This window comes from Mesorhizobium montanum (assembly GCF_033977145.1).
In the GTDB taxonomy this organism is placed as follows: domain Bacteria; phylum Pseudomonadota; class Alphaproteobacteria; order Rhizobiales; family Rhizobiaceae; genus Mesorhizobium; species Mesorhizobium montanum.
In genome coordinates, this window is record NZ_JAVIJF010000042.1 from 1 (window position 1) to 22,341 (window position 22,341).

Sequence of the window (22,341 nt, forward strand, 5' to 3'; positions counted from 1 at the left end):
CATAGCGCTTGTATTCGCCAAAATACTTCGTGATCGCCGCCGTCAGCGACGTCTTGCCATGATCGACGTGACCGATCGTGCCAATGTTCACATGCGGCTTGGTGCGCTCGAATTTACCTTTTGCCATGTGATCTCTCCATTCCTGCTTGCCCGTGCGGGCCTTGAATTAAGGTCTCGTGCAACCCGCTCGAGTTACGCGTATTTCTTCTGAACTTCCTGGGCGACCGCGGTCGGAACCGGCTCGTAGTGGTCGAACTGCATCGTGTACTGGGCGCGGCCCTGCGACATCGAACGCAGATTGTCGACGTACTTGAACATGTTGGCCAAAGGCACCATCGCGTTGATGACGACGGCAACGCCGCGCGCCTCCTGGCCCTGGATCTGACCACGACGGCCGTTGAGGTCGCCGATGACGCCGCCGACATAATCTTCCGGCGTTACGACCTCGACCTTCATGATCGGCTCCAGAAGCTGCACGCCGAGGCGCGGAGCGGCTTCCTTGAAGCAGGCGCGGGAGGCGATTTCGAACGCCAGCACCGAGGAGTCGACGTCGTGGAAGGCACCGTCGATTAGGGTAGCCTTGACGCCGATCATCGGGAAGCCGGCGAACGGACCGGAGCCCATGACGCTGTTGATGCCCTTTTCGACGCCCGGGATGTATTCCTTCGGAACCGCACCGCCGACGATCTTGGACTCGAACACGAACTCTTCGCTCTCGGTGTTCGGCTCGAATATGATCTTGACGCGAGCGAACTGGCCGGTACCGCCGGTCTGCTTCTTGTGCGTGTAATCCTGCTCGTGCGTACGGGTGATCGTCTCGCGATAGGCCACCTGCGGCGCGCCGACATTGGCTTCCACCTTGAATTCGCGGCGCATGCGGTCGACGATAATGTCGAGATGCAGTTCGCCCATGCCGGCGATGATGGTCTGGCCGCTTTCCTCGTCGGTCTTGACGCGGAAGGACGGATCCTCAGCCGCCAGGCGATGCAGCGCGAGGCCCATCTTTTCCTGGTCGTTCTTGGTCTTCGGCTCGATGGCGATCTGGATGACCGGATCAGGGAATTCCATGCGCTCAAGAATGACCGGATGCAGCGGATCGCACAGCGTGTCGCCGGTCGTCGTGTCCTTGAGGCCCGCCAGGGCGACGATGTCGCCGGCGAAAGCCTCTTCGACGTCAGCGCGCGAATTCGCATGCATCTGGAGCATGCGGCCGATGCGCTCCTTCTTGCCCTTCACGGTGTTGTCGACCGACACGCCCTTGGCGAGCTTGCCCGAATAGATGCGGGCAAAGGTCAGCGAGCCGACGAACGGGTCGTTCATGATCTTGAACGCCAGCATCGACAGCGGCTCGTTGTCATCGGCGTGACGCTCGATCTCGGCGTCGGTCTTGGCGTCGACGCCCTTGATGGCCGGAACTTCGGCCGGCGACGGCAGGTAGTCGACCACTGCGTCGAGCAGCGGCTGCACGCCTTTGTTCTTAAAGGCCGAGCCGCAGAACATCGGGAAGAACTTGACTGCGATGGTACCCTTGCGGATCAGCGCCCGGATCTCGTCATTCGACGGCATCTTGCCTTCGAGGTAGTTCTCAAGCGCCGTCTCGTCCATCTCGACAGCGGCTTCGATCATCTTCTCGCGATATTGCTCGGCCTTCTCCTTGAGATCGGCCGGGATCTCGACGACGTCCCAGGCAGCGCCCAGCGTCTCGTCGCGCCAGACAAGCGCGTTCATCTCGACGAGGTCGACGATGCCCTTGAACTCGGTCTCGGCGCCGATCGGCAACTGCATGACGACGGCCTGCGCGCCGAGGCGCGAACCGATCATTTCCTCGGAACGGTAGAAGTCGGCGCCGATCTTGTCCATCTTGTTGCAGAAGATCATGCGCGGCACGTGGTACTTGTCGGCCTGGCGCCACACGGTCTCGGTCTGCGGCTCCACGCCGGCGTTGGCGTCGAGCAGCGCGATGGCGCCGTCGAGCACGCGCAGCGAGCGCTCGACTTCGATGGTGAAGTCGACGTGTCCGGGAGTGTCGATGATGTTGAAGCGGCGCATCTTGCCGTCACGACCCTTCCAGAAGGTCGTGGTCGCGGCCGACGTGATGGTGATGCCGCGTTCCTGCTCCTGCTCCATCCAGTCCATGGTGGCAGCGCCGTCATGGACTTCGCCGATCTTGTGCGACTTGCCCGTGTAATACAGGACGCGCTCGGTCGTCGTCGTCTTGCCGGCGTCGATATGCGCCATGATACCGAAATTGCGGTAGTCTTCGATTTTGTATTCGCGGGCCATGGGAGGTGCCTCTCAGTCTCGGTCGCGCTTTACCAGCGGTAGTGCGCGAAGGCGCGGTTGGCTTCTGCCATCTTATGGGTGTCTTCACGCTTCTTGACGGCGGTGCCGCGGTTGTTCGCCGCGTCCATCAGCTCGCCCGAGAGGCGGTCGACCATGGTGGTCTCGTTGCGGTTGCGGGCGGCGGCGATCAGCCAGCGAATGGCCAGCGCCTGACGGCGCTCGGGGCGCACGTCGACCGGAACCTGGTAGGTGGCGCCGCCGACGCGGCGCGAGCGCACTTCCACATGCGGCGCGACATTGTCGAGCGCCTGATGGAAGACGGTGACCGGCTCCTGCTTGGTCTTCGACTGGACCTGGTCCAGCGCGCCGTAGACGATCGTCTCGGCAACCGACTTCTTGCCGTCATACATGACGGCGTTCATGAACTTGGTGACGATCAGGTCGCCGAACTTGGGGTCCGGATTGATCTCACGCTTTTCTGCACTGTGACGACGGGACATCGCTTTTGTCTCTCAATCTCAAGGCACGACGCGGTTAAAAAGCGCCGAAGCCGGAAAACCCTTACTTCGGACGCTTGGCACCGTACTTCGAACGGCGCTGCTTGCGGTTCTTCACGCCCTGCGTGTCGAGCACGCCGCGGATGATGTGGTAGCGCACGCCCGGCAGATCCTTGACGCGGCCGCCGCGGATCATGACCACGGAGTGTTCCTGAAGGTTGTGGCCTTCGCCGGGGATGTAGCCGATGACTTCGAAACCATTGGTCAGGCGGATCTTGGCTACCTTGCGCAGCGCTGAGTTCGGCTTCTTCGGCGTCGTGGTGTAGACGCGCGTGCAGACGCCCCGCTTCTGCGGGTTCTGTTGCATGGCCGGGACCTTGTTGCGCTTTACCGGCGCCAGGCGCGGCTTGCGGATCAGCTGGTTGACGGTAGGCATTAAACCCTCTTGTCTCTCAATTCCGTGTCTTGCCCTGTCAGGGCCGCTCAAAGCGTCATTTCCATACGCAAATTCGGGCAAAACACCGCGCCTCGCGGTCCTGCCCGAACAAATTGCAGAGGAAGCGGAAACCGCTTCATGCGCGCCGGAAATGTCTTTTCGCTCGTAAAACGAACCCTGTTTGAGGCAAACTCCAAAGCGCGTCGCTTCGGACAGGAGAGCCTCACATCGGTTCTGACAGGGCGGCTTCTACCCGCAACCCTTCGAACCGTCAACCCCGGAAGGGCAAATATTGCGCCGGGTCCGAGGCTTGGCAGCCATGCGGAAAACGCATGTAATTTTCTTGCGTCTTTTTTCAAGCACAGGGAAGAAAGTGACCGGCTTTTGGCTGTCCTGTACACCGGCTTCATGCCAAAAGGCGGCCTGAACAGTACAAAATTCCCTTGCCCGGAGGAATCGTCCCGTGAACGACAATGAGGAACGCCCGGTCACCATCATCACCGGCCGGGTGTGGAAGAAGAAGGGCGGCAAGTCGGAAGGCGTGCATGTGATGCTTGTCGCGCCGGACGATGATTCGGCCGTGCGCCGCGCGCTCGAATCGCTGGCCGCCGAAGGCTACGCCGAGGCCGAGCTCGATCAGATCGGCGACATGGAGGGCGAGCCCGACGAGGAGCCGCATCTGTCCGCCTACCAGGGCGCGCTGGAGGGCGAGGTTTCGATTGTCACCTTTGAAGAGCCGATCTGAAAATCGCAGCCAGCACCATACGCCCTCCCCGGCCTGCCGAACAAACCTTTCCTCTAAAACAACCGCTCTTCCGTTCCTTGGAGTTCCCATGATCAGCAATCCCATCAAGCTCGGTATCGTCGGCGTGGGCAAGATCGTCCGCGACCAGCACCTGCCGGCCGTCGCCAACGATGACAGCTACACGCTTGCCGCCGCGGCCAGCCGCCACGGCAAGGTCGATCGCATTCCGAACTATCCGACGATCGAAGCGATGCTTACCGCCGAACCTGGCCTCGAGGCGGTCTCGCTCTGCATGCCGCCGCAGTTCCGCTACGACGCCGCGCGCACCGCGCTGGAAGCGAAGAAGCATGTGTTCCTCGAAAAGCCGCCGGGCGCCACAGTCAGTGAGGTCGAGCACCTCAAGGCGCTCGCCGCGAAGAACGGTGTCTCGCTGTTTGCCAGCTGGCATTCGCGCTACGCGCCGGCGGTGGAGGCTGCGCGCGCTTTCCTCGCCCCGGCCAGGCTGACTTCGGCGGTCATCAACTGGAAGGAAGACGTGCGCCGCTGGCACCCGAACCAGGAATGGATATGGGAGCCGGGCGGGTTCGGCGTGTTCGATCCCGGCATCAACGCGCTGTCGATCGCCACCCACATCCTGCCGCCGATGTTCATCACCTCGGCCGTGCTCGATTTTCCGGAGAACCGCGCGGCCCCCGTCGCGGCGCATGTCGCCTTCCGCACCGAGAACGGATTGCCGGTGACGATGGAGCTCGACTGGCTGCAGACCGGCCCGCAGAGCTGGGACATCCTGGCAGAGACCGACAAGGGCAAGATGGTGCTGTCGGGCGGCGGCGCGAAGCTCGCCGTCGACGGCAAGATCGTCCATGACGAGCCGGAGGCCGAATATCCGACGCTCTACAAGCGCTTCGCCGAGATCGTTCGCGCTGGCACTTCCGACGTAGATCTCGCCCCGCTGCAGCATGTCGCGGATGCATTTATGCTGGGCAAGCGCAATGTGGTCGAGGCGTTTTTCGACTAAAGCGCGTCGCGATGAAAGGCGACGCGCTTTAAAGTCTTTGTTTTGATGCACGTCGTTATCCCAAAACCGCTGCGCACTTTTGGGCGACATGCATTAACTTGGCGGAACTGGCGGTATGCCCCGTCAGTCGACGATCGCAATTGCAAAGCCGTCATAGCCCTTGGCGCCGACGGTCTGGATGGCGGTGCCGTCCAGCCGTTTATCGCCACCGATGAATGAAAAGGCCGCGCGTGCGCCTTCGACATTGGCGTCGCGCCCATCCTTGTTGAGCACCGCACCGTCGCGGATGACATTGTCGCAGACGATGACCGTGCCCGAGCGCGACAGCTTCATGGCCCAGGTCAGATAGTTCGGGTTGTTAGGCTTGTCGGCGTCGATGAAGATCAGGTCGAACGGACCGGCATTCTCGCCCGCCAGCGCGGCTAGGGACTGAAGCGCCGGCCCGACCCGCAGGTCGACCCTGTCGGAAACCCCTGCCCGCTCGAAATTCGAACGCGCGACCTTGGCGTGATGCGGATCGAGCTCCAGCGTCACGACCTTGCCGTCCGCCGGCAATCCCCTCGCCATCCAGATGGTCGAGTAGCCGCCAAGCGTGCCGACCTCCAGCACCTTCTTCGCGCCGCGGATACGCACCAGCAGCGACAGCAACTTGCCCTGCGCGGCAGAGACATCGATCGCCGGCAGGCCCTGGTCGCGATTGGTCTTGATCACCGCGTCAAGCACCGGGTCCGCTTCGAAAAGAGAGGAAACGATATAGTCGTCGACTGCCGTCCAGGTCTTGCTGCTCATGGTTCTTCCTCATTCATGAAAGCCAAAATGCGAAAAGGGGCCGCATGGGCCCCTTTTCTGTTTCTCATTTCATGCCGCCTACTGCGCGGCGTTGACCATGTCGGTCAGCATCGGCTCGGCGACCTCGACACCGGAGGCCTTGCGGCGCTCGTCGATGATCAGTTCGTCGCGCGAGGTGGCGATGCGCCTTATTTGGCTCATCGTGCCGCCGGTGCCGGCCGGGATCAGACGGCCGACGATGACGTTTTCCTTCAGACCCTGCAGCATGTCGGTCTTGCCGGCAACCGCAGCTTCGGTCAGCACCCTGGTCGTCTCCTGGAAGGAGGCGGCCGAGATGAAGGACGGCGTCTGCAGCGAGGCCTTGGTGATGCCCAGGAGCACCGGCTGACCTTCGGCCGGCTTCTTGCCGTCCTCGATCAGGCGCTCGTTGACCTCTTCCAGTTCGATCACGTCGACGTGGTCGCCCGGGATGTAGGTCGAATCGCCCTGGACGGTGATCTCGACCTTCTGCAGCATCTGGCGAACGATCACCTCGATGTGCTTGTCGTTGATCGACACGCCCTGCAGTCGGTAGACCTCCTGGATTTCGTTGACGAGGTAGGAGGCAAGCGCCTCCACGCCCTTGATCGCCAGGATGTCGTGCGGCGCCGGATTGCCGTCGAGGATGTAGTCGCCCTTCTCGATGACGTCGCCGTCCTGGAGATGGAACGGCTTGCCCTTCGGGATCAGGTACTCCACCGGCTCGAGCGTCGAGTCATGCGGCTCGATGATGATGCGGCGCTTGTTCTTGTAATCGCGGCCGAAGCGGATCGTGCCATCGATCTCGGCGATGATGGCGTGATCCTTCGGACGGCGAGCCTCGAACAGTTCCGCGACACGCGGCAGACCGCCGGTGATGTCCTTGGTCTTGGCGCTTTCCATCGGGATACGCGCAAGCACGTCGCCCGGACGGACATGCGCGCCCGGCTCGACCGAGAGGATGGCCTCGACCGAGAGCAGGAAGCGCGCATCGCCGCCCTTCGACAGCTTGCCGACCTTGCCCTTGGCGTCCTGGATGACGATCGCGGGCTTCAGGTCGCTGCCGCGCGGCGTCGAACGCCAGTCGATGACCTCACGCTTGGTGATGCCGGTCGACTCGTCGGCGGTCTCCTGGACGGAGATGCCGTCGACCAGGTCCTCGAACGCCACCCTGCCCTCGATTTCGGTAAGGATCGGGCGGGTATAAGGATCCCACTCGGCGATACGCTGGCCGCGCTTCACCTTGTCGCCATCGTCCACGAAGATGCGCGAACCATAGGCGACGCGGTGCGTGGCGCGCTCCTTGCCGGTCTCATCGAGGATGAGCACTGCCATGTTGCGGCCCATGACCATCTGCTGGCCTTCCGAGTTGCGCACCACGTTGCGGTTGCGGATCTGCACCTTGCCCTCATAGGAGGCTTCAAGGAACGAGGAATCCACCACCTGCGCCGTGCCGCCCATGTGGAAGGTACGCATGGTGAGCTGGGTACCCGGCTCGCCGATCGACTGCGCCGCGATGACGCCGACGGCCTCACCCTGGTTCACGGGGGTACCGCGAGCCAGATCGCGTCCGTAGCAGACGGCGCACACGCCGATCCTGACCTCGCAGGTCAGCGCCGAGCGGATGCGGACCGACTGCACGCCGGCCTTTTCGATCTGTTCGACGTCGCGTTCGTCCATCAGCTTGCCGGCCTTGACCAGAAGGTCGCCGCTAACCGGATGGTTGATGTCGTCGAGCGCGGTGCGGCCCAGCACACGCTGGCCGACCGAAGCGACGACCTGACCGGCATCGACGATCGGCTGCATGGTGAGGCCCTTGTCGGTGCCGCAATCCACTGAGTTGACGATGCAGTCCTGCGCCACGTCGACGAGACGACGGGTGAGGTAACCCGAGTTCGCCGTCTTCAAGGCGGTGTCGGCCAGACCCTTGCGGGCGCCGTGGGTCGAGTTGAAGTACTCGAGCACGGTCAGGCCTTCCTTGAAGTTCGAGATGATCGGCGTCTCGATGATTTCACCCGAGGGCTTGGCCATCAGGCCGCGCATGCCGGCGAGCTGGCGCATCTGGGTGGGCGAACCGCGCGCGCCCGAATGCGACATCATGTAGATCGAGTTCATCGGCTTCTGACGGCCATTGTCCTCGAACTCGACCGCCTTGATGCGGGCCATCATCTCGTCGGCAACCTTTTCCGAGCACTTGGCCCAGGCGTCGACGACCTTGTTGTACTTCTCGCCCTGGGTGATCAGGCCGTCATTGTACTGCTGCTCGTATTCCTTGGCCAAAGCCTCGGTGTCCGACACCAGCTTGATCTTGGTATCCGGAATCAGCATGTCGTCCTTGCCGAACGAAATGCCGGCACGGCAGGCGTGCGCAAAGCCGAGCGCCATGATGCGATCGCAGAAGATGACCGTCTCTTTCTGACCGCAGTGGCGGTAGACGGTGTCGATCATCTTGGAGATGTTCTTCTTGGTCATCTCCTGGTTGGCGGTCTCGTACGGCACGTTGACGTTCTTCGGCAGAAGCTCGCCGATGATCATGCGGCCGGGCGTGGTGTCGTAGATCTTCGACACCATCTTGCCTTCGGCGTCGACGGTGCGGAAGCGGCCCTTGATCTTGGCGTGCAAGGTCACCGCCTTGGTCTCCAGCGCATGCTGGAGCTCGCCCATGTCGGCAAACACCATGCCTTCGCCCGGCTCGTTCTGGTTGACGATCGAGAGATAGTAGAGACCGAGAACCATGTCCTGCGACGGCACGATGATCGGCGCGCCGGAGGCCGGGTGCAGGATGTTGTTGGTCGACATCATCAGCACGCGGGCTTCAAGCTGCGCTTCCAGCGACAGCGGCACGTGGACCGCCATCTGGTCACCGTCGAAGTCGGCGTTGAAGGCGGTGCAGACCAGCGGATGCAGCTGGATCGCCTTGCCTTCGATCAGGATCGGCTCGAACGCCTGGATGCCGAGGCGGTGCAGCGTCGGCGCGCGGTTCAAGAGCACCGGATGCTCGCGGATGACCTCGTCGAGGATATCCCAAACTTCCGGACGCTCCTTCTCGACCAGCTTCTTGGCCTGCTTGACGGTCGAGGAGAAACCCTTGGCGTCGAGGCGGGCATAGATGAAGGGCTTGAAGAGTTCGAGCGCCATCTTCTTGGGCAGACCGCACTGATGCAGCTTCAGCTCCGGACCGGTCACGATGACCGACCGACCGGAATAGTCGACGCGCTTGCCGAGCAGGTTCTGACGGAACCGGCCCTGCTTGCCCTTCAGCATGTCGGACAGCGACTTCAGAGGACGCTTGTTGGCGCCGGTGATAACGCGGCCGCGACGGCCGTTGTCGAACAGCGCATCGACGGCTTCCTGCAGCATGCGCTTTTCGTTGCGCACGATGATGCCGGGGGCGCGCAGCTCGATCAGCCGCTTCAGGCGGTTGTTGCGGTTGATGACGCGGCGATAGAGGTCGTTGAGATCGGACGTGGCGAAGCGCCCACCATCAAGAGGAACCAGCGGGCGCAGGTCCGGCGGGATCACCGGAACCACTTTCATGATCATCCATTCCGGACGGTTGCCGGATTCCATGAAGTTTTCGACGACCTTGAGCCGCTTCAGGTACTTCTTCTGCTTGAGCTCGGAGGTGGTCGAAGCCAACTCAGAACGCAGGTCGCCGGCGATCTTCTCCAGATCCATGCCGGCCAGAAGGTCATGAATGGCCTCGGCGCCGATCATGGCGGTGAAGCTGTCCTCGCCGTACTCGTCGACGGCAAGCATGTACTCTTCCTCGCTGAGGAGCTGGTTCTCCTTCAGCGCGGTGAGGCCCGGCTCGGTGACGATGTAGTTCTCGAAGTAGAGCACACGCTCGATGTCCTTGAGCGTCATGTCTAGCAGCGTGCCGATGCGCGAGGGCAGCGACTTCAGGAACCAGATATGGGCGACGGGCGCGGCGAGCTCGATATGGCCCATGCGCTCGCGGCGAACGCGCGACAGCGTGACTTCGACGCCGCACTTTTCGCAGATGACGCCCTTGTACTTCATGCGCTTGTACTTGCCGCACAGGCACTCATAGTCCTTGATCGGGCCAAAAATGCGCGCGCAGAACAGACCGTCACGCTCCGGCTTGAAGGTGCGGTAGTTGATGGTCTCCGGCTTCTTGATCTCGCCGAACGACCAGGACAGAATCTTCTCTGGGCTGGCAAGCGAGATCCGGATGGAATCGAACACCTGCGCAGGCGCCTGCGGGTTGAAGAGATTCATGACCTCTTGGTTCATGCCGTTCTCCTTTTCGGGGTCCTCGATAACCCCTTGCATCGATCGCGGACGAAATGTCCGCAGACTGGCCGGTTGTCCGACCGAAAAACTTGAATGGCGCGCCGCGTCCTAAGCGCGGCGCGCCATTGCCTTACTCGGCTGCGTCGGGCAGGCGCGTCTGGGTCTCTTCGACCTGGGTGTTCTCCAGCTCCACATTGAGGCCGAGCGAACGCATCTCCTTGACGAGCACGTTGAAGCTCTCGGGAATGCCCGCCTCGAACGTGTCGTCGCCGCGCACGATCGCTTCGTAGACCTTGGTGCGGCCGGCGACGTCGTCCGACTTCACCGTCAGCATTTCCTGCAGCGTGTAGGCGGCGCCGTAGGCTTCGAGCGCCCAGACCTCCATTTCGCCGAAGCGCTGGCCGCCGAACTGCGCCTTGCCGCCCAGCGGCTGCTGGGTGACGAGCGAGTACGGACCGATCGAACGCGCGTGGATCTTGTCGTCCACCAGGTGATGCAGCTTGAGCATATAGATATAGCCCATCGTCACCTTGCGATCGAACGGCTCGCCGGTGCGGCCGTCATAGAGCTGCGACTGACCGCTGGTGTGCAGGCCCGCCTGCTCCAGCATGGTGTTGATGTCGCCCTCATGCGCGCCGTCGAACACCGGGGTCGCGATGGAGACGCCGCGGCGCATCTGCTCGCTGAGGCGAACAATGCTTTCGTCGTCATACTCGCGGACCGGCTCGTTGCGGTCGTTGGACGGGATGAAGCTCTCGAGCGTCTTGCGCAGCGGCTTGATGTCTCCGGCCGTCTTGTACGCGTCGATCAGCTCGCCGATCTTCCTGCCCATGCCTGCGCAAGCCCAGCCCAGATGCGTTTCCAGGATCTGACCGACATTCATGCGGCTCGGCACACCCAGCGGGTTGAGCACGATATCGGCATGAGTGCCGTCCTCGAGGAAAGGCATGTCCTCGACCGGAACGATGCGCGACACGACACCCTTGTTGCCGTGACGGCCAGCCATCTTGTCGCCCGGCTGCATCTTGCGCTTCACCGCCACGAAGACCTTGACCATCTTCATGACGCCCGGAGGCATTTCGTCGCCGCGCTGCACCTTCTCGACCTTGTCCATGAAGCGCTGCTCGAGCGCCTTTTTGGACTCGTCATACTGGCCGCGCAGAGCCTCGAGCTCGCCCTGGAGCTTCTCGTTCTCCACCGCGAACTGCCACCACTGCGAGCGCGGATACTCGTCGAGCGTGTCCTTCGACAGCTTCGAGCCCTTCTTGAAGCCCTTCGGTCCGGCAATCGCTTCCTTGCCGACAAGAACGTCGGAAAGGCGCGCATAGACGTTGCGATCGAGGATAGCCTGTTCGTCGTCGCGGTCCTTGGCCAGACGCTCGATCTCCTCGCGCTCGATCGCCATGGCGCGTTCGTCCTTCTCCACGCCGTGGCGGTTGAAGACACGCACTTCGACGACAGTGCCGAAGGTGCCCGGAGGCATGCGCATGGAGGTGTCGCGAACGTCGGACGCCTTTTCGCCGAAGATGGCGCGCAGAAGCTTTTCTTCCGGCGTCATCGGGCTTTCGCCCTTCGGCGTGATCTTGCCGACCAGGATGTCGCCCGGCTGCACTTCAGCACCGATATAGACGATACCGGCCTCGTCGAGGTTCTTCAGCGCTTCTTCCGAAACGTTCGGAATGTCGCGCGTGATTTCCTCCGGCCCGAGCTTGGTGTCGCGCGCCATGACCTCGAACTCCTCGATGTGGATCGAGGTGAAGACGTCGTCGGCCACGATGCGCTCGGAGAGCAGGATCGAGTCCTCGTAGTTGTAGCCGTTCCACGGCATGAACGCGACCAGCACGTTGCGGCCGAGCGCCAGATCGCCGAGCTCGGTCGACGGACCGTCGGCAATGATGTCGCCCTTGTTGACGCGGTCGCCCATGCGCACCAGCGGACGCTGGTTGATGCAGGTGTTCTGGTTCGAGCGCTGGAACTTCATCAGCCGGTAGATATCGACGCCGGACTTGCCGGGATCGAGGTCTTCCGTGGCGCGGATGACGATACGGGTAGCGTCGACCTGGTCGACCACGCCGCCGCGGCGGGCGCCGATGGCCGCGCCCGAGTCACGCGCGACGACCGGCTCCATGCCGGTGCCGACGAACGGCGCCTCGGCGCGCACCAGCGGCACGGCCTGACGCTGCATGTTCGAACCCATCAGCGCGCGGTTGGCGTCGTCGTTCTCGAGGAACGGGATGAGCGCCGCCGCAACAGACACCATCTGCTTCGGCGACACGTCCATCAGGTCGACGTTTTCGCGCGGCGCCATCATCACTTCGCCGGCGTTACGGCAAATGACGAACTCGTCGACGAAGCCGCCGTTCTTGTCGAGCTCGGCGTTGGCCTGCGCCACATAGTGCTTGGCCTCTTCCATCGCCGACAGGTAGATGACCTCGTTGGTCAGCTTGCCGCTCACGATCTTGCGGTACGGGCTTTCGATGAAGCCGTACTTGTTGACGCGCGCAAAGGTGGCCAAAGAGTTGATCAGGCCGATATTCGGGCCTTCCGGCGTCTCGATCGGGCAGATGCGGCCATAATGCGTCGGGTGCACGTCGCGCACCTCGAAACCGGCGCGCTCGCGGGTCAGACCGCCCGGTCCGAGCGCCGACAGGCGGCGCTTGTGGGTGATCTCCGACAGCGGGTTGGTCTGGTCCATGAACTGCGACAGCTGCGAGGAACCGAAGAACTCGCGCACGGCGGCTGCCGCCGGCTTGGCGTTGATCAGGTCCTGCGGCATGACCGTGTCGATCTCGATCGACGACATGCGCTCCTTGATCGCGCGCTCCATGCGCAGCAGGCCGACGCGGTACTGGTTCTCCATCAGCTCGCCGACCGAACGCACGCGGCGGTTGCCGAGATTGTCGATGTCGTCGATCTCGCCCTTGCCGTCGCGCAGCTCGACCAGCGTCTTGACCACGGCCAGGATGTCTTCCTTGCGCAGCACGCGCACGGTGTCCTCGGCCTTGAGCTCGAGGCGCATGTTCATCTTGACGCGGCCGACGGCCGACAGGTCGTAGCGCTCGCTGTCGAAGAACAGCGAGTTGAACATGGCTTCGGCGGTCTCGAGCGTCGGCGGCTCGCCCGGGCGCATGACACGATAGATGTCGAACAGCGCGTCCTGGCGGCTCTCGTTCTTGTCGACGTTGAGCGTGTTGCGGATATAGGCGCCGACATTGACATGGTCGATGTCGAGAACCTGAATCTCGTCCTCACCGGTGCCGAGCAGCACCTTCAGGGTCTTGTCGTCGATCTCGTCGCCGGCTTCGAGGAATATCTCGCCGGTGGCGTAGTTGACGATGTCCTCGGCGAGATAGTTGCCGAGCAGATCCTCGTCGGTCGCCTTGATGGCCTTGAGACCTTTCTCGCCAAGCTGGCGCGCCTGGCGGGCGGTGATCTTCTTGCCTTGCTCGACGACGATCTCACCGGTGTCGGCATCAACCAGATCGCCAACGGCCTTGAGGCCGCGGAAGCGCTCTACGTTGAACGGAATGCGCCAGTGGTCGCCCGCGCGCTTGTAGGTGATCTTGTTGTAGAAGGTCGACAGAATCTCTTCGCCGTCCATGCCGAGCGCCATCAGCAGCGACGTCGCCGGGATCTTGCGTCGACGGTCGATGCGGGCGTGCACGACGTCCTTGGAATCGAACTCGATGTCGAGCCACGAGCCGCGATAGGGAATGACGCGCGCGGCAAACAGAAGCTTGCCCGACGAGTGCGACTTGCCCTTGTCATGGTCGAAGAAGACGCCCGGCGAACGGTGCATCTGGGAGACGATGACGCGCTCGGTGCCGTTGACGATGAAGGTGCCGTTGGACGTCATGAGCGGCATGTCGCCCATGTAGACGTCCTGTTCCTTGATGTCCTTGATCGACTTCGCGCCGGTATCTTCGTCGATATCGAACACGATGAGGCGCAGCGTCACCTTCAGGGGCGCCGCATAGGTCAGGTCGCGCTGACGGCACTCGTCAACGTCGAATTTCGGCGCCTCGAACTCATACTTCACGAACTCCAGCATCGAGGAGCCGGAAAAGTCGGAGATCGGGAAGACCGACTTGAAAACGGCCTGCAGTCCTTCGTCCGGACGGCCGCCCTTCGGCTCGCTCACCATCAGGAACTGATCATAGGATGCCTTCTGAACCTCGATGAGGTTCGGCATCTCCGCAACTTCCGGAATCTTTCCGAAGAACTTGCGTACGCGTCTGCGGCCATTGAAAGTCTGGGTCTGGGCCATCGTCGCTCCTTAGCTCTGAACTCGGGGCGAACCTCGCCGCGGTTCGCCTTGCATGCCGAGCCACCTGGGGCGGCGGCTCTCTGTCTGTTCTCCGACCGCCAGTGGGCTGCCGGCCAAAACGGGAGAAAACCCGTTTCCTGAAGGCCGGTTTTCGGCCCTCAGGAAAGAGGTTTTCGTACATCTCGCGCTACGCATCCTCCCTTCGAGGTGAAGGGAGTGGCGGACGGCGCGAGGCCGCCCGCCGCTTGATACGCCTTACTTCAGCTCGACCTTGGCGCCGGCTGCTTCCAGCTGGGCCTTGAACTTGTCGGCGTCGGCCTTGGAAACGGCTTCCTTGACCGCCTTCGGAGCCGCTTCGACCAGGTCCTTGGCTTCCTTGAGGCCAAGGCCGGTGATGGCGCGGACTTCCTTGATGACGTTGATCTTCTGGGCGCCGGCGTCGGCGAGAACGACGTCGAATTCCGTCTTCTCTTCAACCGGAGCAGCAGCAGCGGCAGCGCCGCCAGCAGCGGCAACCGCTACGGGAGCAGCGGCCGAAACGCCCCACTTCTCTTCCAGGAGCTTCGACAGCTCGGCCGCCTCGAGGACGGTCAGCTTCGAAAGGTCGTCTACGATCTTTGCCAGATCAGCCATTGTTGTATTCCTTCGTTAGGTTCGAACGTGTGTTTGTGATAGCGAGGAACGGCCTCATGCCGCCTCGTCCTTCCGGGCGTAAGCGCCGATGACGCGCGCGACCGAAGCCGCGGGCGCATTGACGATCTGGGCGATCCGGGTTGCCGGCGTGGCGATCATGCCAACCAGCCTGGCACGCAGCTCGTCGAGCGACGGAAGTGTGGCGAGTGCCTTCACACCGTCGGCGTTGAGCGAGGTCGAGCCCATCGCGCCGCCGAGAATGATCAACTTGTCATTCCCCTTGGCGAAATCGGACGCGACCTTCGGCGCCGCAATCGGATCCTCCGAATAAGCGACCAGCGTCTGTCCCTTGAACAGGTCGATGATCGATGCGGAGTCCGTGCCCTGAAGAGCGATTTTGGCGAGACGGTTCTTCGCGACTTTAACGGTGCCACCGGCAGCGCGCATTTTCGACCGAAGGTCGTTCATTTGCGCCACGGTGATACCGGCATAGTGGGCCACGACGACTGAACCCGCGTTCGCGAACGCATCGTTCAGGCCCGTGACGAGTTCGCGTTTTTCCGCTCTGTCCACTGCCTATCTCCAGTTGACCCCTATCCTGTTAACAGGAACATCCCATTGACGAGGACAGGCGTCGGGTTGCCTTTTGCCGGCCGGGCCATCCAGTAACGGATCTCCCGAACGACGCTCGAGGATCCTGCCCCCTTTCGCCACACCGGCCGGCAAGCCGGACGATGCGAAGACAAAAGGCAAACACGGTTCGAACCTTTCATTGGAGCTGTCGCTCCTTTGTCGGGTCTTCACCCGTCTCATGCAGGCCCACGTGAATTAAGGCTTTTGGGCCGCCTGCAATCTCGGACAGGATGTCCGGAAACCTCTCGGCTTCCGGTACCGGGCCGCCGACAAGTCGGAGGCCCGGAATTCAATTGCGGATCAAGCCTTTTAGCAGCCGATCCAAGATGTTCGTATCAGGACGCGGCAAGCGTCGAGAGGTCGAGCTTGAGGCCCGGGCCCATCGTCGAGGTGACGGACACCTTCTTGACGTAGTTGCCCTTGGCGCCGGAAGGCTTGGCCTTGTTCACCGCATCGGCGAAGGCGCGCACATTCTCTTCCAGCGCCTTGACGTCGAACGAGACCTTGCCGACGCCGGCCTGGACGATGCCGGCCTTCTCGACGCGGAACTCGACGGCGCCGCCCTTCGAGGCCTTGACAGCGGCGGCCACATCGGTGGTCACGGTGCCGACCTTCGGGTTGGGCATCATGCCGCGCGGGCCGAGCACCTTACCGAGACGACCGACCAGCGGCATCATGTCCGGCGTGGCGATGCAGCGATCGAAATCGATCGTGCCCTTCTGGACGATGTCGACCAGGTCCTCGGCGCCAACGATATCGGCGCCGGCGGCCTTGGCTTCCTCGGCCTTGTCGCCACGGGCGAACACGGCGACACGCACGGAGCGGCCGGTGCCGTTCGGCAGGTTGACCACGCCGCGGACCATCTGGTCGGCATGGCGCGGATCGACGCCGAGGTTCATCGAAATCTCGACGGTCTCGTCGAACTTCACCTTGGACCGGTCCTTGAGCAGCTGCAGCGCTTCGGAGAGCACATAAGCCTTGTTCGGATCGATGCCTTCGCGGCTCTTGGCAATACGCTTTGCAATCTTTGCCATGATCTCAGCCCACCACTTCCAGGCCCATCGAGCGGGCGGAGCCCTCGACCATGCGCATGGCCGCCTCGACGTCGTTTGCGTTCAGGTCCTTCATCTTCTGCTCGGCGATCGCGCGCACCTTGTCGCGGGTGATCGTGCCGGCCTTGACCTTGCCCGGCTCCTTGGAGCCCGACTTCAGGTTGGCGGCCTTCTTCAGGAAGTAGCTCACCGGCGGCGTCTTCATGACGAAGGTGAACGACTTGTCCTGGTAGTAGGTGATGACGACCGGGATCGGCGACCCCTTCTCGAGCTCCTGGGTCTGCGCGTTGAACGCCTTGCAGAACTCCATGATGTTGATGCCGCGCTGACCAAGCGCCGGGCCGATCGGGGGCGACGGCGTGGCCGAGCCCGCGGCAACCTGGAGCTTGAGCTGGCCTGCAACTTTCTTAGCCATCTCTATTCCTGCCTTTTCTCATGCCGGCCCCCACTATCCGGGAGCACGGCGGTTGCAGTCTGGTGGTGCGGTTCCGACAGCCGGCTATGCCGCCTTCGCCTCCCACCCGTTCATGGCCGCGCGATTTTTCGCACCGCCTCCCCTGTCGCCGAACCGGAACAGGGATTTCGGATCAGCCCTTTTCGACCTGTCCGAATTCCAGATCGACGGGCACGGCGCGCCCGAAGATCGAAACTTCCACCTTGAGCCGCGCCCGCTCCTCGTCCACTTCCTGGACGAAGCCGTTGAAGGATGCGAACGGACCGTCCGAAACGCGGATCGCCTCGCCGATCTCGAAGGTGACCGAGGGCTTCGGCCGCTCTACGCCTTCCTGGACCTGGTTCAGGATGCGCTGGGCCTCGGCCTCGGTGATCGGCACCGGCTTGGAGTCACCCAGGAATCCGGTGACCTTCGGTGTGTTCTTGACCAGCGAGAACACGGCATCGGTCAGGTTGGCTTTCAGCAGCACATAGCCCGGGAAGAACTTGCGCTCGGCATCGACCTTGCGGCCGCGGCGGATCTCGACGACCTTCTCGGTCGGCACCACGATCTGCTCGATGTCGCCGGACAGGCCCTTCTGCTTGGCCTTGTTCTCGATATCCTCGGCGACCTTCTTTTCGAAGTTCGAATAGGCGTGGACGATATACCACCGCGCAGTCATTTCACGACCTCTCCGTAAACCGCCGAATTAATGCCCGAGACCCAGGATCCACTCGATCGCATAGCCCATCAGAATGTCGGCTGCGAAGAAGAAGAGCATCGCGATCACCGCGAACACCAGGACCATCACGGTCGAGATCATGGTTTCGCGCCGCGAAGGCCATGTCACCTTCGCCGTCTCCGCGCGCACCTGCTGGAGAAACGTGAAAGGGTTGGTGGTTTTCGAAGCCATGTGCCGCCTGTAGTCGAGACCCGTTGGCCGGGCCTCCTGGATGATCCCGCTGACCGGGACGTGCCGCCTGGGCTCCATGCGGCGCCGAATCAGCGCCGCTATTTCACCCACGCAAATCAGACGCGTAAAGCCGGCTTCCCAGCTCCACGCGTCGCGTGTCTGTTCCGTCTACATAAAACCGATTCTTAATCCACGCAAGTGGCAAGCGCCCGCTTTATGTCCCAACGCCGCCTCGGAACCATCCAGTCGTCCCGTCCCGGCTATGAGGGGCTTATGCCCCAATTCACGCTATATGGCAAGCCACCCGCCGATTTTCAACCGCGGAGGCTTCGCTTGGCAATTTTAGGAAATGGCACGGGCAGCAGGGCTCGAACCTACGACCTGCGGTTTTGGAGACCGCCGCTCTACCAACTGAGCTATGCCCGTGCATGCGCGTTTTCGGCGCAGGCGCTTCCTAAAAGCTTCCGGGCACTCTGTAAAGAGCACTCGGATGCCGCTATGCCAGAATCCGGATTCCATTTCCGCTGGCAACAGATCGCGCTACCGGCTGAGAGCGCCGCGCCTATGACTTCCCGGTCGGCGGCTTGTAGGGTCCGCCCGGCACGCCCCAACCCCATGCCGGCATCGGCTCGGTCTCGGGATCGCAGGTCTCGCCGAGATTCGAATTCATCTTCGCCAGCCGCGATCCCCATTCGACATAGCCCATGAAAGCGGAACGGAATTCCGGGTCGTCGGGCAGGCCGACTTCATCGGCTGCGTCGGCCAAGAGGTTGATCCAGCACCGCCGCTGCTCCTCGGTCAAGTGCTTGCCGAGGTGATGCATCACCATCTCGCGGTGACCGCCATGTTTTTCGCTATAAGTCTTCGGTCCGCCGAAGACCTCGCCGATGAAGGCAGCGACATGCGCCGGGTGATCGGGCGACATGGACTTGAACACCGGCCCGACGATCGGATCCCGCGCCACCTTGTCATAGAAGGTCCGCGTCAGTCGGTTGAGCGCCTCGGTGCCGCCGGCCCATTCATACAAAGTCGGGATACCCTCACTCATCGCCGATCCTCCACTCTGCAAATGGCGCAGGCAGGATAATGGCATCGCCCTGCCCGGCTCAACCTGCCCCGATGGCCAGTGCGAGAGCAGGCATTACAGCTTCGCCGGCGCCCTTGCCTCGGCATCGGCGGCCGGAAGAACCCGGCAATTGTCCGGCCTGGGTGCGGATCCGCAAATGGTAGCGCCCGTCAGCGCGTCCACCGATTGCGGGCCGGTCGTCAGCTCGAACTTCCGCAACTCGTCCTGGCTGAGCTCTTTGTGTTTGGCATATTCCGCCGATTGCATAGCGACAAAAAAGCCTGAGCCGACCGCCATCTCGTCGAGATACACCCTGACCTTTTCTTCCATGCCCATGGAATGCACCAGGAAATGCGCACCGGCGCCGACCAGGCGCCTGACGCCGCCGGCGATCATCACCGCGCAGGCGGCGTCGCATTCGGCGCCTGCATCGATGGTGAGGCCGGCATGGAGGCCATCCGTCGCGACGCACCCTGCTGTGCTCGGGTCGCAATCGAGAAAATCCGTTCGGGCGACCGCAACATCCAACCCGCGCTCGCGGATCAGCCGGCCCGCCGCAAGCGCAGCCTGCACATCTCCACCCAGTGAGTTGATGACGACGGGTAACCGGCGCTCACGGATCGTATCGAGCAGTTGGCGAAGCTTGTCGGCCGTACCCGCGGCGATCGTGCCTTCCGCCGAAATCCATTCCGGACAATCGGGATTGCAAAGCGGATTGCTGCCGCGAACAAGAACGAAGCGCATCTCCTGTTCCCGGGCCTGCGGCTGTTCCTGGGCCTGCGGCACTGGCGCGGGAGCCGGGGCAATGGCAGAAGGCCCGGCCTCGACGGCCGCGACCGCGGCCGGCTTGCCGTTCGCCGGAATCTCGCGGCAATTCGCCGGCGCCGGCTGACGCTGGCAAATCGTTCTCTCTGTCAGCAAATCGAGCGAATCGAGGCTGGTGACGAGCTTCATCTCCAGCATGTCCTCGGGCTCGATCTGCCTGATGTCGCTGGCAGGCGTCGCCTTCATGACGCCCAGCACGCCCTGTTCGACGCCCATCTCGTTCAAATAGGCCGACAGCCGCTTCTCGACCGCCTTGCTCATCTCATAGGTCTTGTAACTGCCGGCATTCTTGCGGCTGACGATCTTGGTGCTGATGATCTTCTTCCTGCCGTTCACGACCCGATAGGTCGTGCGGTAGAGCAGCTTCTCGCGCCGGTATGTGGTGGTGATCTGGTGGACGCCGAGATAGGCCCATTCGCCGACGACGCGGCGGATGCCGCCGGCAAACATCAGCGGGCAAGCCGAATTGCACATCGCGCCGCTGTCATAAGCGACGCCGGAATAGGGCTGGCCCTTGCCGTCATTGTCCCGGCAATTCTTCATCCCCGGCGAGCAGCCGGAAAACTCCGTGATGCCGACCGCGATATCGAGCTTGTTCTTGCGGACCATGCGGCCAAGCTGGAGCGCGGCATCGACATTGCCGCCGGGAGAACTGACGACGATCGGCAGTTGCCGCCCGCCAAGCGTCTTCAACAGGCGCTTGAGCAGCACCGGCGTGCCCGCGTCGATCGTCCCTTCGGCTGAAATCCATTCCGGGCAGTTCGGCTCGCAGCCCGGCGCGCTGCTGCGCACGACGACAAAGCGCATCGTCGGACCGTAATCCGGCGGATCTTCCTTTGCGGTGGCGCCGAAGGCGGCCAGCCCCATGACGGCGGCAAATCCCAGGCGGAGCAGTCCGCGCCAGCACCGCACGGTCTTTGAACGGAATGTGGAAACCACGTCTGGCAAGCCCTCGGGTACAATCCATACTAATTGCAGCGACGATGGTTGCAACAGAATTGAAGAAGGCAGCATGGGCCGATCCGGAACAAAAAGGCGGCTCGACCGCCGTCACGGCTTCACATCCGTTGAGGTGTATGGGCGACCTACCGTACCCCCGCTCCAAGCCGGCCAAGTCTCCGCCCCACCAGGGACGGGGCACGCCTCGCCGAGGGTCGACACAACCAACTTCGATTTACCATCTGTATCGGTGCAGAGCACCAAACGGGATTCAGACCCGCCCGACGGGGGTTCAGACTCGCTCGATGGCGGCTTGGTTTGCGCCACATTGGCCACCTGCCTGGCCTTGTCTGTAGGCGACTTCATTTCCCTGCAGTTCTCTGGCATCGGATTGGCCCGGCAGATACTTGCCAAAGTCAGCAGTCCGGAATAGTCGCCACTGGTCACCAGTTTCATCCGAAGCATGTTTTGTAGCTCCAACTGGTGGATGGCACTGGCCGGCGTGTTCTTCATCGTCAGAAGCACGCCCTTTTCGACGCCCATATCACTGAAATAGGCGGCGAGCCTTCTCTCGAGCGACTTGCTCATCTTGTAGACCTTATAGCTGTCGCCCTGTGTGATGTATTCCGTGGTGACCCGATACTTCCTACCCCGCATGGTCTGGTAAGTGGTTCGATATTGCCGTCTGGTGGGGAAGTAGGTCGTGGTGATCTGATGTACGCCGACATAGGCTTGCCCGCCAGCCAGGCGCCTGACGCCGCCCGCAAACATCAGCGGGCAAGCGGAATTGCACATGGCGCCGCTGTCGGAAGTAATGCCGAAATAGGTAGCGCCCTCGCCCGGCTGGCAGAAATCCATGCCTGGCGGACAACCGGTGAACTTAGTCTTGCCGACGGCGATATCGAACCTGTTCTTGCGGATCATCCGGCCAAGCTGCAGCGCTGCGTCGACGCTGCCGCCCGGGGAATTGACGATGATGGGCAGCTTTCGTCCGCCGAGTGCTTTGAGCAAGCGTTTGAACAGCGCGGGGGTACCGGTCTCGATCGAGCCATCCGCCGATATCCATTCGGGGCAGGTCGGCTCGCAACCCGGCGCATTGCTGCGGACAATGCCGAACTGCATCGGGGCGCCTAGGCTAAGGCTAGCTGGCGTCTCTTCGGCGAATGCCATCTTTGCCGTGACCAACAGCGCAAGCAGGCAAATAAGCTGTAGCGACCACAGTGCTTGAGATTGAATCCGCCCGGGAACCATTGAGAACACCCCTCGACACAACCGATAATAGTTGCGGCAACGGCGCGCAATAGCTTTGAAACAACCGCGCAAGACTTGGTCCGCACAGCGCAAGCAAACGAAAAAAGGGCGGCCCGAAGACCGCCCTTTCCTTGTCGAGCCGGCAGCAGCCGGGGTCGATTATTCCGTGATGGTGACGACGATGCCGGCACCGACGGTGCGGCCGCCTTCACGGATGGCGAAGCGCAGCTTCTCTTCCATCGCGATCGGCACGATCAGCTCGACGTCGACGGTGATGTTGTCGCCG

19 protein-coding genes and 1 tRNA gene are annotated in these 22,341 nt (G+C 62.4%); 2 read left to right on the forward strand and 18 right to left on the reverse strand.

The window, feature by feature from the left end; genetic code table 11:
* From RFM68_RS32775 to rpsL, 4 genes are all read right to left on the reverse strand, one after another.
* Positions 1-127: GTP-binding protein (locus RFM68_RS32775; RefSeq protein WP_244571411.1), on the reverse strand; the 127-nt coding region annotated here is incomplete at its 3' end.
* 65 nt (positions 128-192) lie between these two features.
* Complete coding sequence (gene fusA, locus RFM68_RS32780) at positions 193-2,283, reverse strand: elongation factor G (protein ID WP_320237072.1); 2,091 nt, start codon at positions 2,281-2,283, stop codon at positions 193-195.
* A 29-nt stretch (positions 2,284-2,312) separates the two neighbouring features.
* The gene (gene rpsG, locus RFM68_RS32785) at positions 2,313-2,783 is read right to left on the reverse strand and encodes a 30S ribosomal protein S7 (RefSeq protein ID WP_008875664.1); all 471 of its coding nucleotides are present in this window, start codon (positions 2,781-2,783) and stop codon (positions 2,313-2,315) included.
* A 61-nt stretch (positions 2,784-2,844) separates the two neighbouring features.
* Entirely contained in the window at positions 2,845-3,216 is a 372-nt protein-coding gene (gene rpsL / locus RFM68_RS32790) for a 30S ribosomal protein S12 (RefSeq protein ID WP_006202128.1), read from the reverse strand.
* Positions 3,217-3,679: 463 nt separating this feature from the next.
* On the opposite strand from rpsL, the gene RFM68_RS32795 reads away from it, so the two are divergent.
* Complete coding sequence (locus RFM68_RS32795; protein ID WP_320237073.1) at positions 3,680-3,961, forward strand: transcriptional regulator; 282 nt, start codon at positions 3,680-3,682, stop codon at positions 3,959-3,961.
* Between the two features lie 88 nt (positions 3,962-4,049).
* The gene (locus RFM68_RS32800) at positions 4,050-4,979 is read left to right on the forward strand and encodes a Gfo/Idh/MocA family protein (RefSeq protein ID WP_320237074.1); all 930 of its coding nucleotides are present in this window, start codon (positions 4,050-4,052) and stop codon (positions 4,977-4,979) included.
* Between the two features lie 123 nt (positions 4,980-5,102).
* Here RFM68_RS32800 and RFM68_RS32805 read toward each other — a convergent pair whose 3' ends face one another.
* The 14 genes from RFM68_RS32805 to RFM68_RS32870 all read right to left on the reverse strand — a co-directional run.
* Positions 5,103-5,768, reverse strand: coding sequence for an O-methyltransferase (locus RFM68_RS32805; protein WP_320237075.1), 666 nt, complete (start codon positions 5,766-5,768; stop codon positions 5,103-5,105).
* 78 nt (positions 5,769-5,846) lie between these two features.
* On the reverse strand, positions 5,847-10,043 hold the full coding sequence (gene rpoC, locus RFM68_RS32810) for a DNA-directed RNA polymerase subunit beta' (RefSeq protein WP_320237076.1): 4,197 nt from the start codon (positions 10,041-10,043) through the stop codon (positions 5,847-5,849).
* A 130-nt stretch (positions 10,044-10,173) separates the two neighbouring features.
* A complete protein-coding gene (gene rpoB, locus RFM68_RS32815; protein WP_320237077.1) occupies positions 10,174-14,310 on the reverse strand; it encodes a DNA-directed RNA polymerase subunit beta in 4,137 nt (1,378 codons plus the stop codon).
* A gap of 255 nt (positions 14,311-14,565) precedes the next feature.
* Positions 14,566-14,943: a 50S ribosomal protein L7/L12 gene (rplL, locus tag RFM68_RS32820; protein ID WP_320237078.1), complete on the reverse strand. Its 378-nt coding sequence runs from the start codon at positions 14,941-14,943 to the stop codon at positions 14,566-14,568.
* 54 nt (positions 14,944-14,997) lie between these two features.
* Entirely contained in the window at positions 14,998-15,516 is a 519-nt protein-coding gene (gene rplJ, locus RFM68_RS32825) for a 50S ribosomal protein L10 (RefSeq protein WP_320237079.1), read from the reverse strand.
* Positions 15,517-15,911: 395 nt separating this feature from the next.
* Entirely contained in the window at positions 15,912-16,610 is a 699-nt protein-coding gene (gene rplA / locus RFM68_RS32830) for a 50S ribosomal protein L1 (RefSeq protein ID WP_320237080.1), read from the reverse strand.
* Positions 16,611-16,614: 4 nt separating this feature from the next.
* Positions 16,615-17,043, reverse strand: coding sequence for a 50S ribosomal protein L11 (gene rplK, locus RFM68_RS32835; RefSeq protein ID WP_320237081.1), 429 nt, complete (start codon positions 17,041-17,043; stop codon positions 16,615-16,617).
* Between the two features lie 172 nt (positions 17,044-17,215).
* Entirely contained in the window at positions 17,216-17,743 is a 528-nt protein-coding gene (gene nusG / locus RFM68_RS32840) for a transcription termination/antitermination protein NusG (protein ID WP_125006877.1), read from the reverse strand.
* Positions 17,744-17,770: 27 nt separating this feature from the next.
* The gene (gene secE, locus RFM68_RS32845; protein WP_027170383.1) at positions 17,771-17,974 is read right to left on the reverse strand and encodes a preprotein translocase subunit SecE; all 204 of its coding nucleotides are present in this window, start codon (positions 17,972-17,974) and stop codon (positions 17,771-17,773) included.
* Between the two features lie 350 nt (positions 17,975-18,324).
* Positions 18,325-18,400 (reverse strand) — tRNA-Trp (locus tag RFM68_RS32850).
* Between the two features lie 136 nt (positions 18,401-18,536).
* Positions 18,537-19,022, reverse strand: coding sequence for a group II truncated hemoglobin (locus RFM68_RS32855; protein WP_320237083.1), 486 nt, complete (start codon positions 19,020-19,022; stop codon positions 18,537-18,539).
* 93 nt (positions 19,023-19,115) lie between these two features.
* A complete protein-coding gene (locus RFM68_RS32860) occupies positions 19,116-20,732 on the reverse strand; it encodes a COG3904 family protein (RefSeq protein WP_320237084.1) in 1,617 nt (538 codons plus the stop codon).
* A 183-nt stretch (positions 20,733-20,915) separates the two neighbouring features.
* On the reverse strand, positions 20,916-21,926 hold the full coding sequence (locus RFM68_RS32865) for a COG3904 family protein (RefSeq protein ID WP_320237085.1): 1,011 nt from the start codon (positions 21,924-21,926) through the stop codon (positions 20,916-20,918).
* Positions 21,927-22,214: 288 nt separating this feature from the next.
* A partial coding sequence (locus RFM68_RS32870; RefSeq protein ID WP_502572769.1) for an EF-Tu C-terminal domain-related protein occupies positions 22,215-22,341 on the reverse strand: 127 nt, incomplete at its 5' end.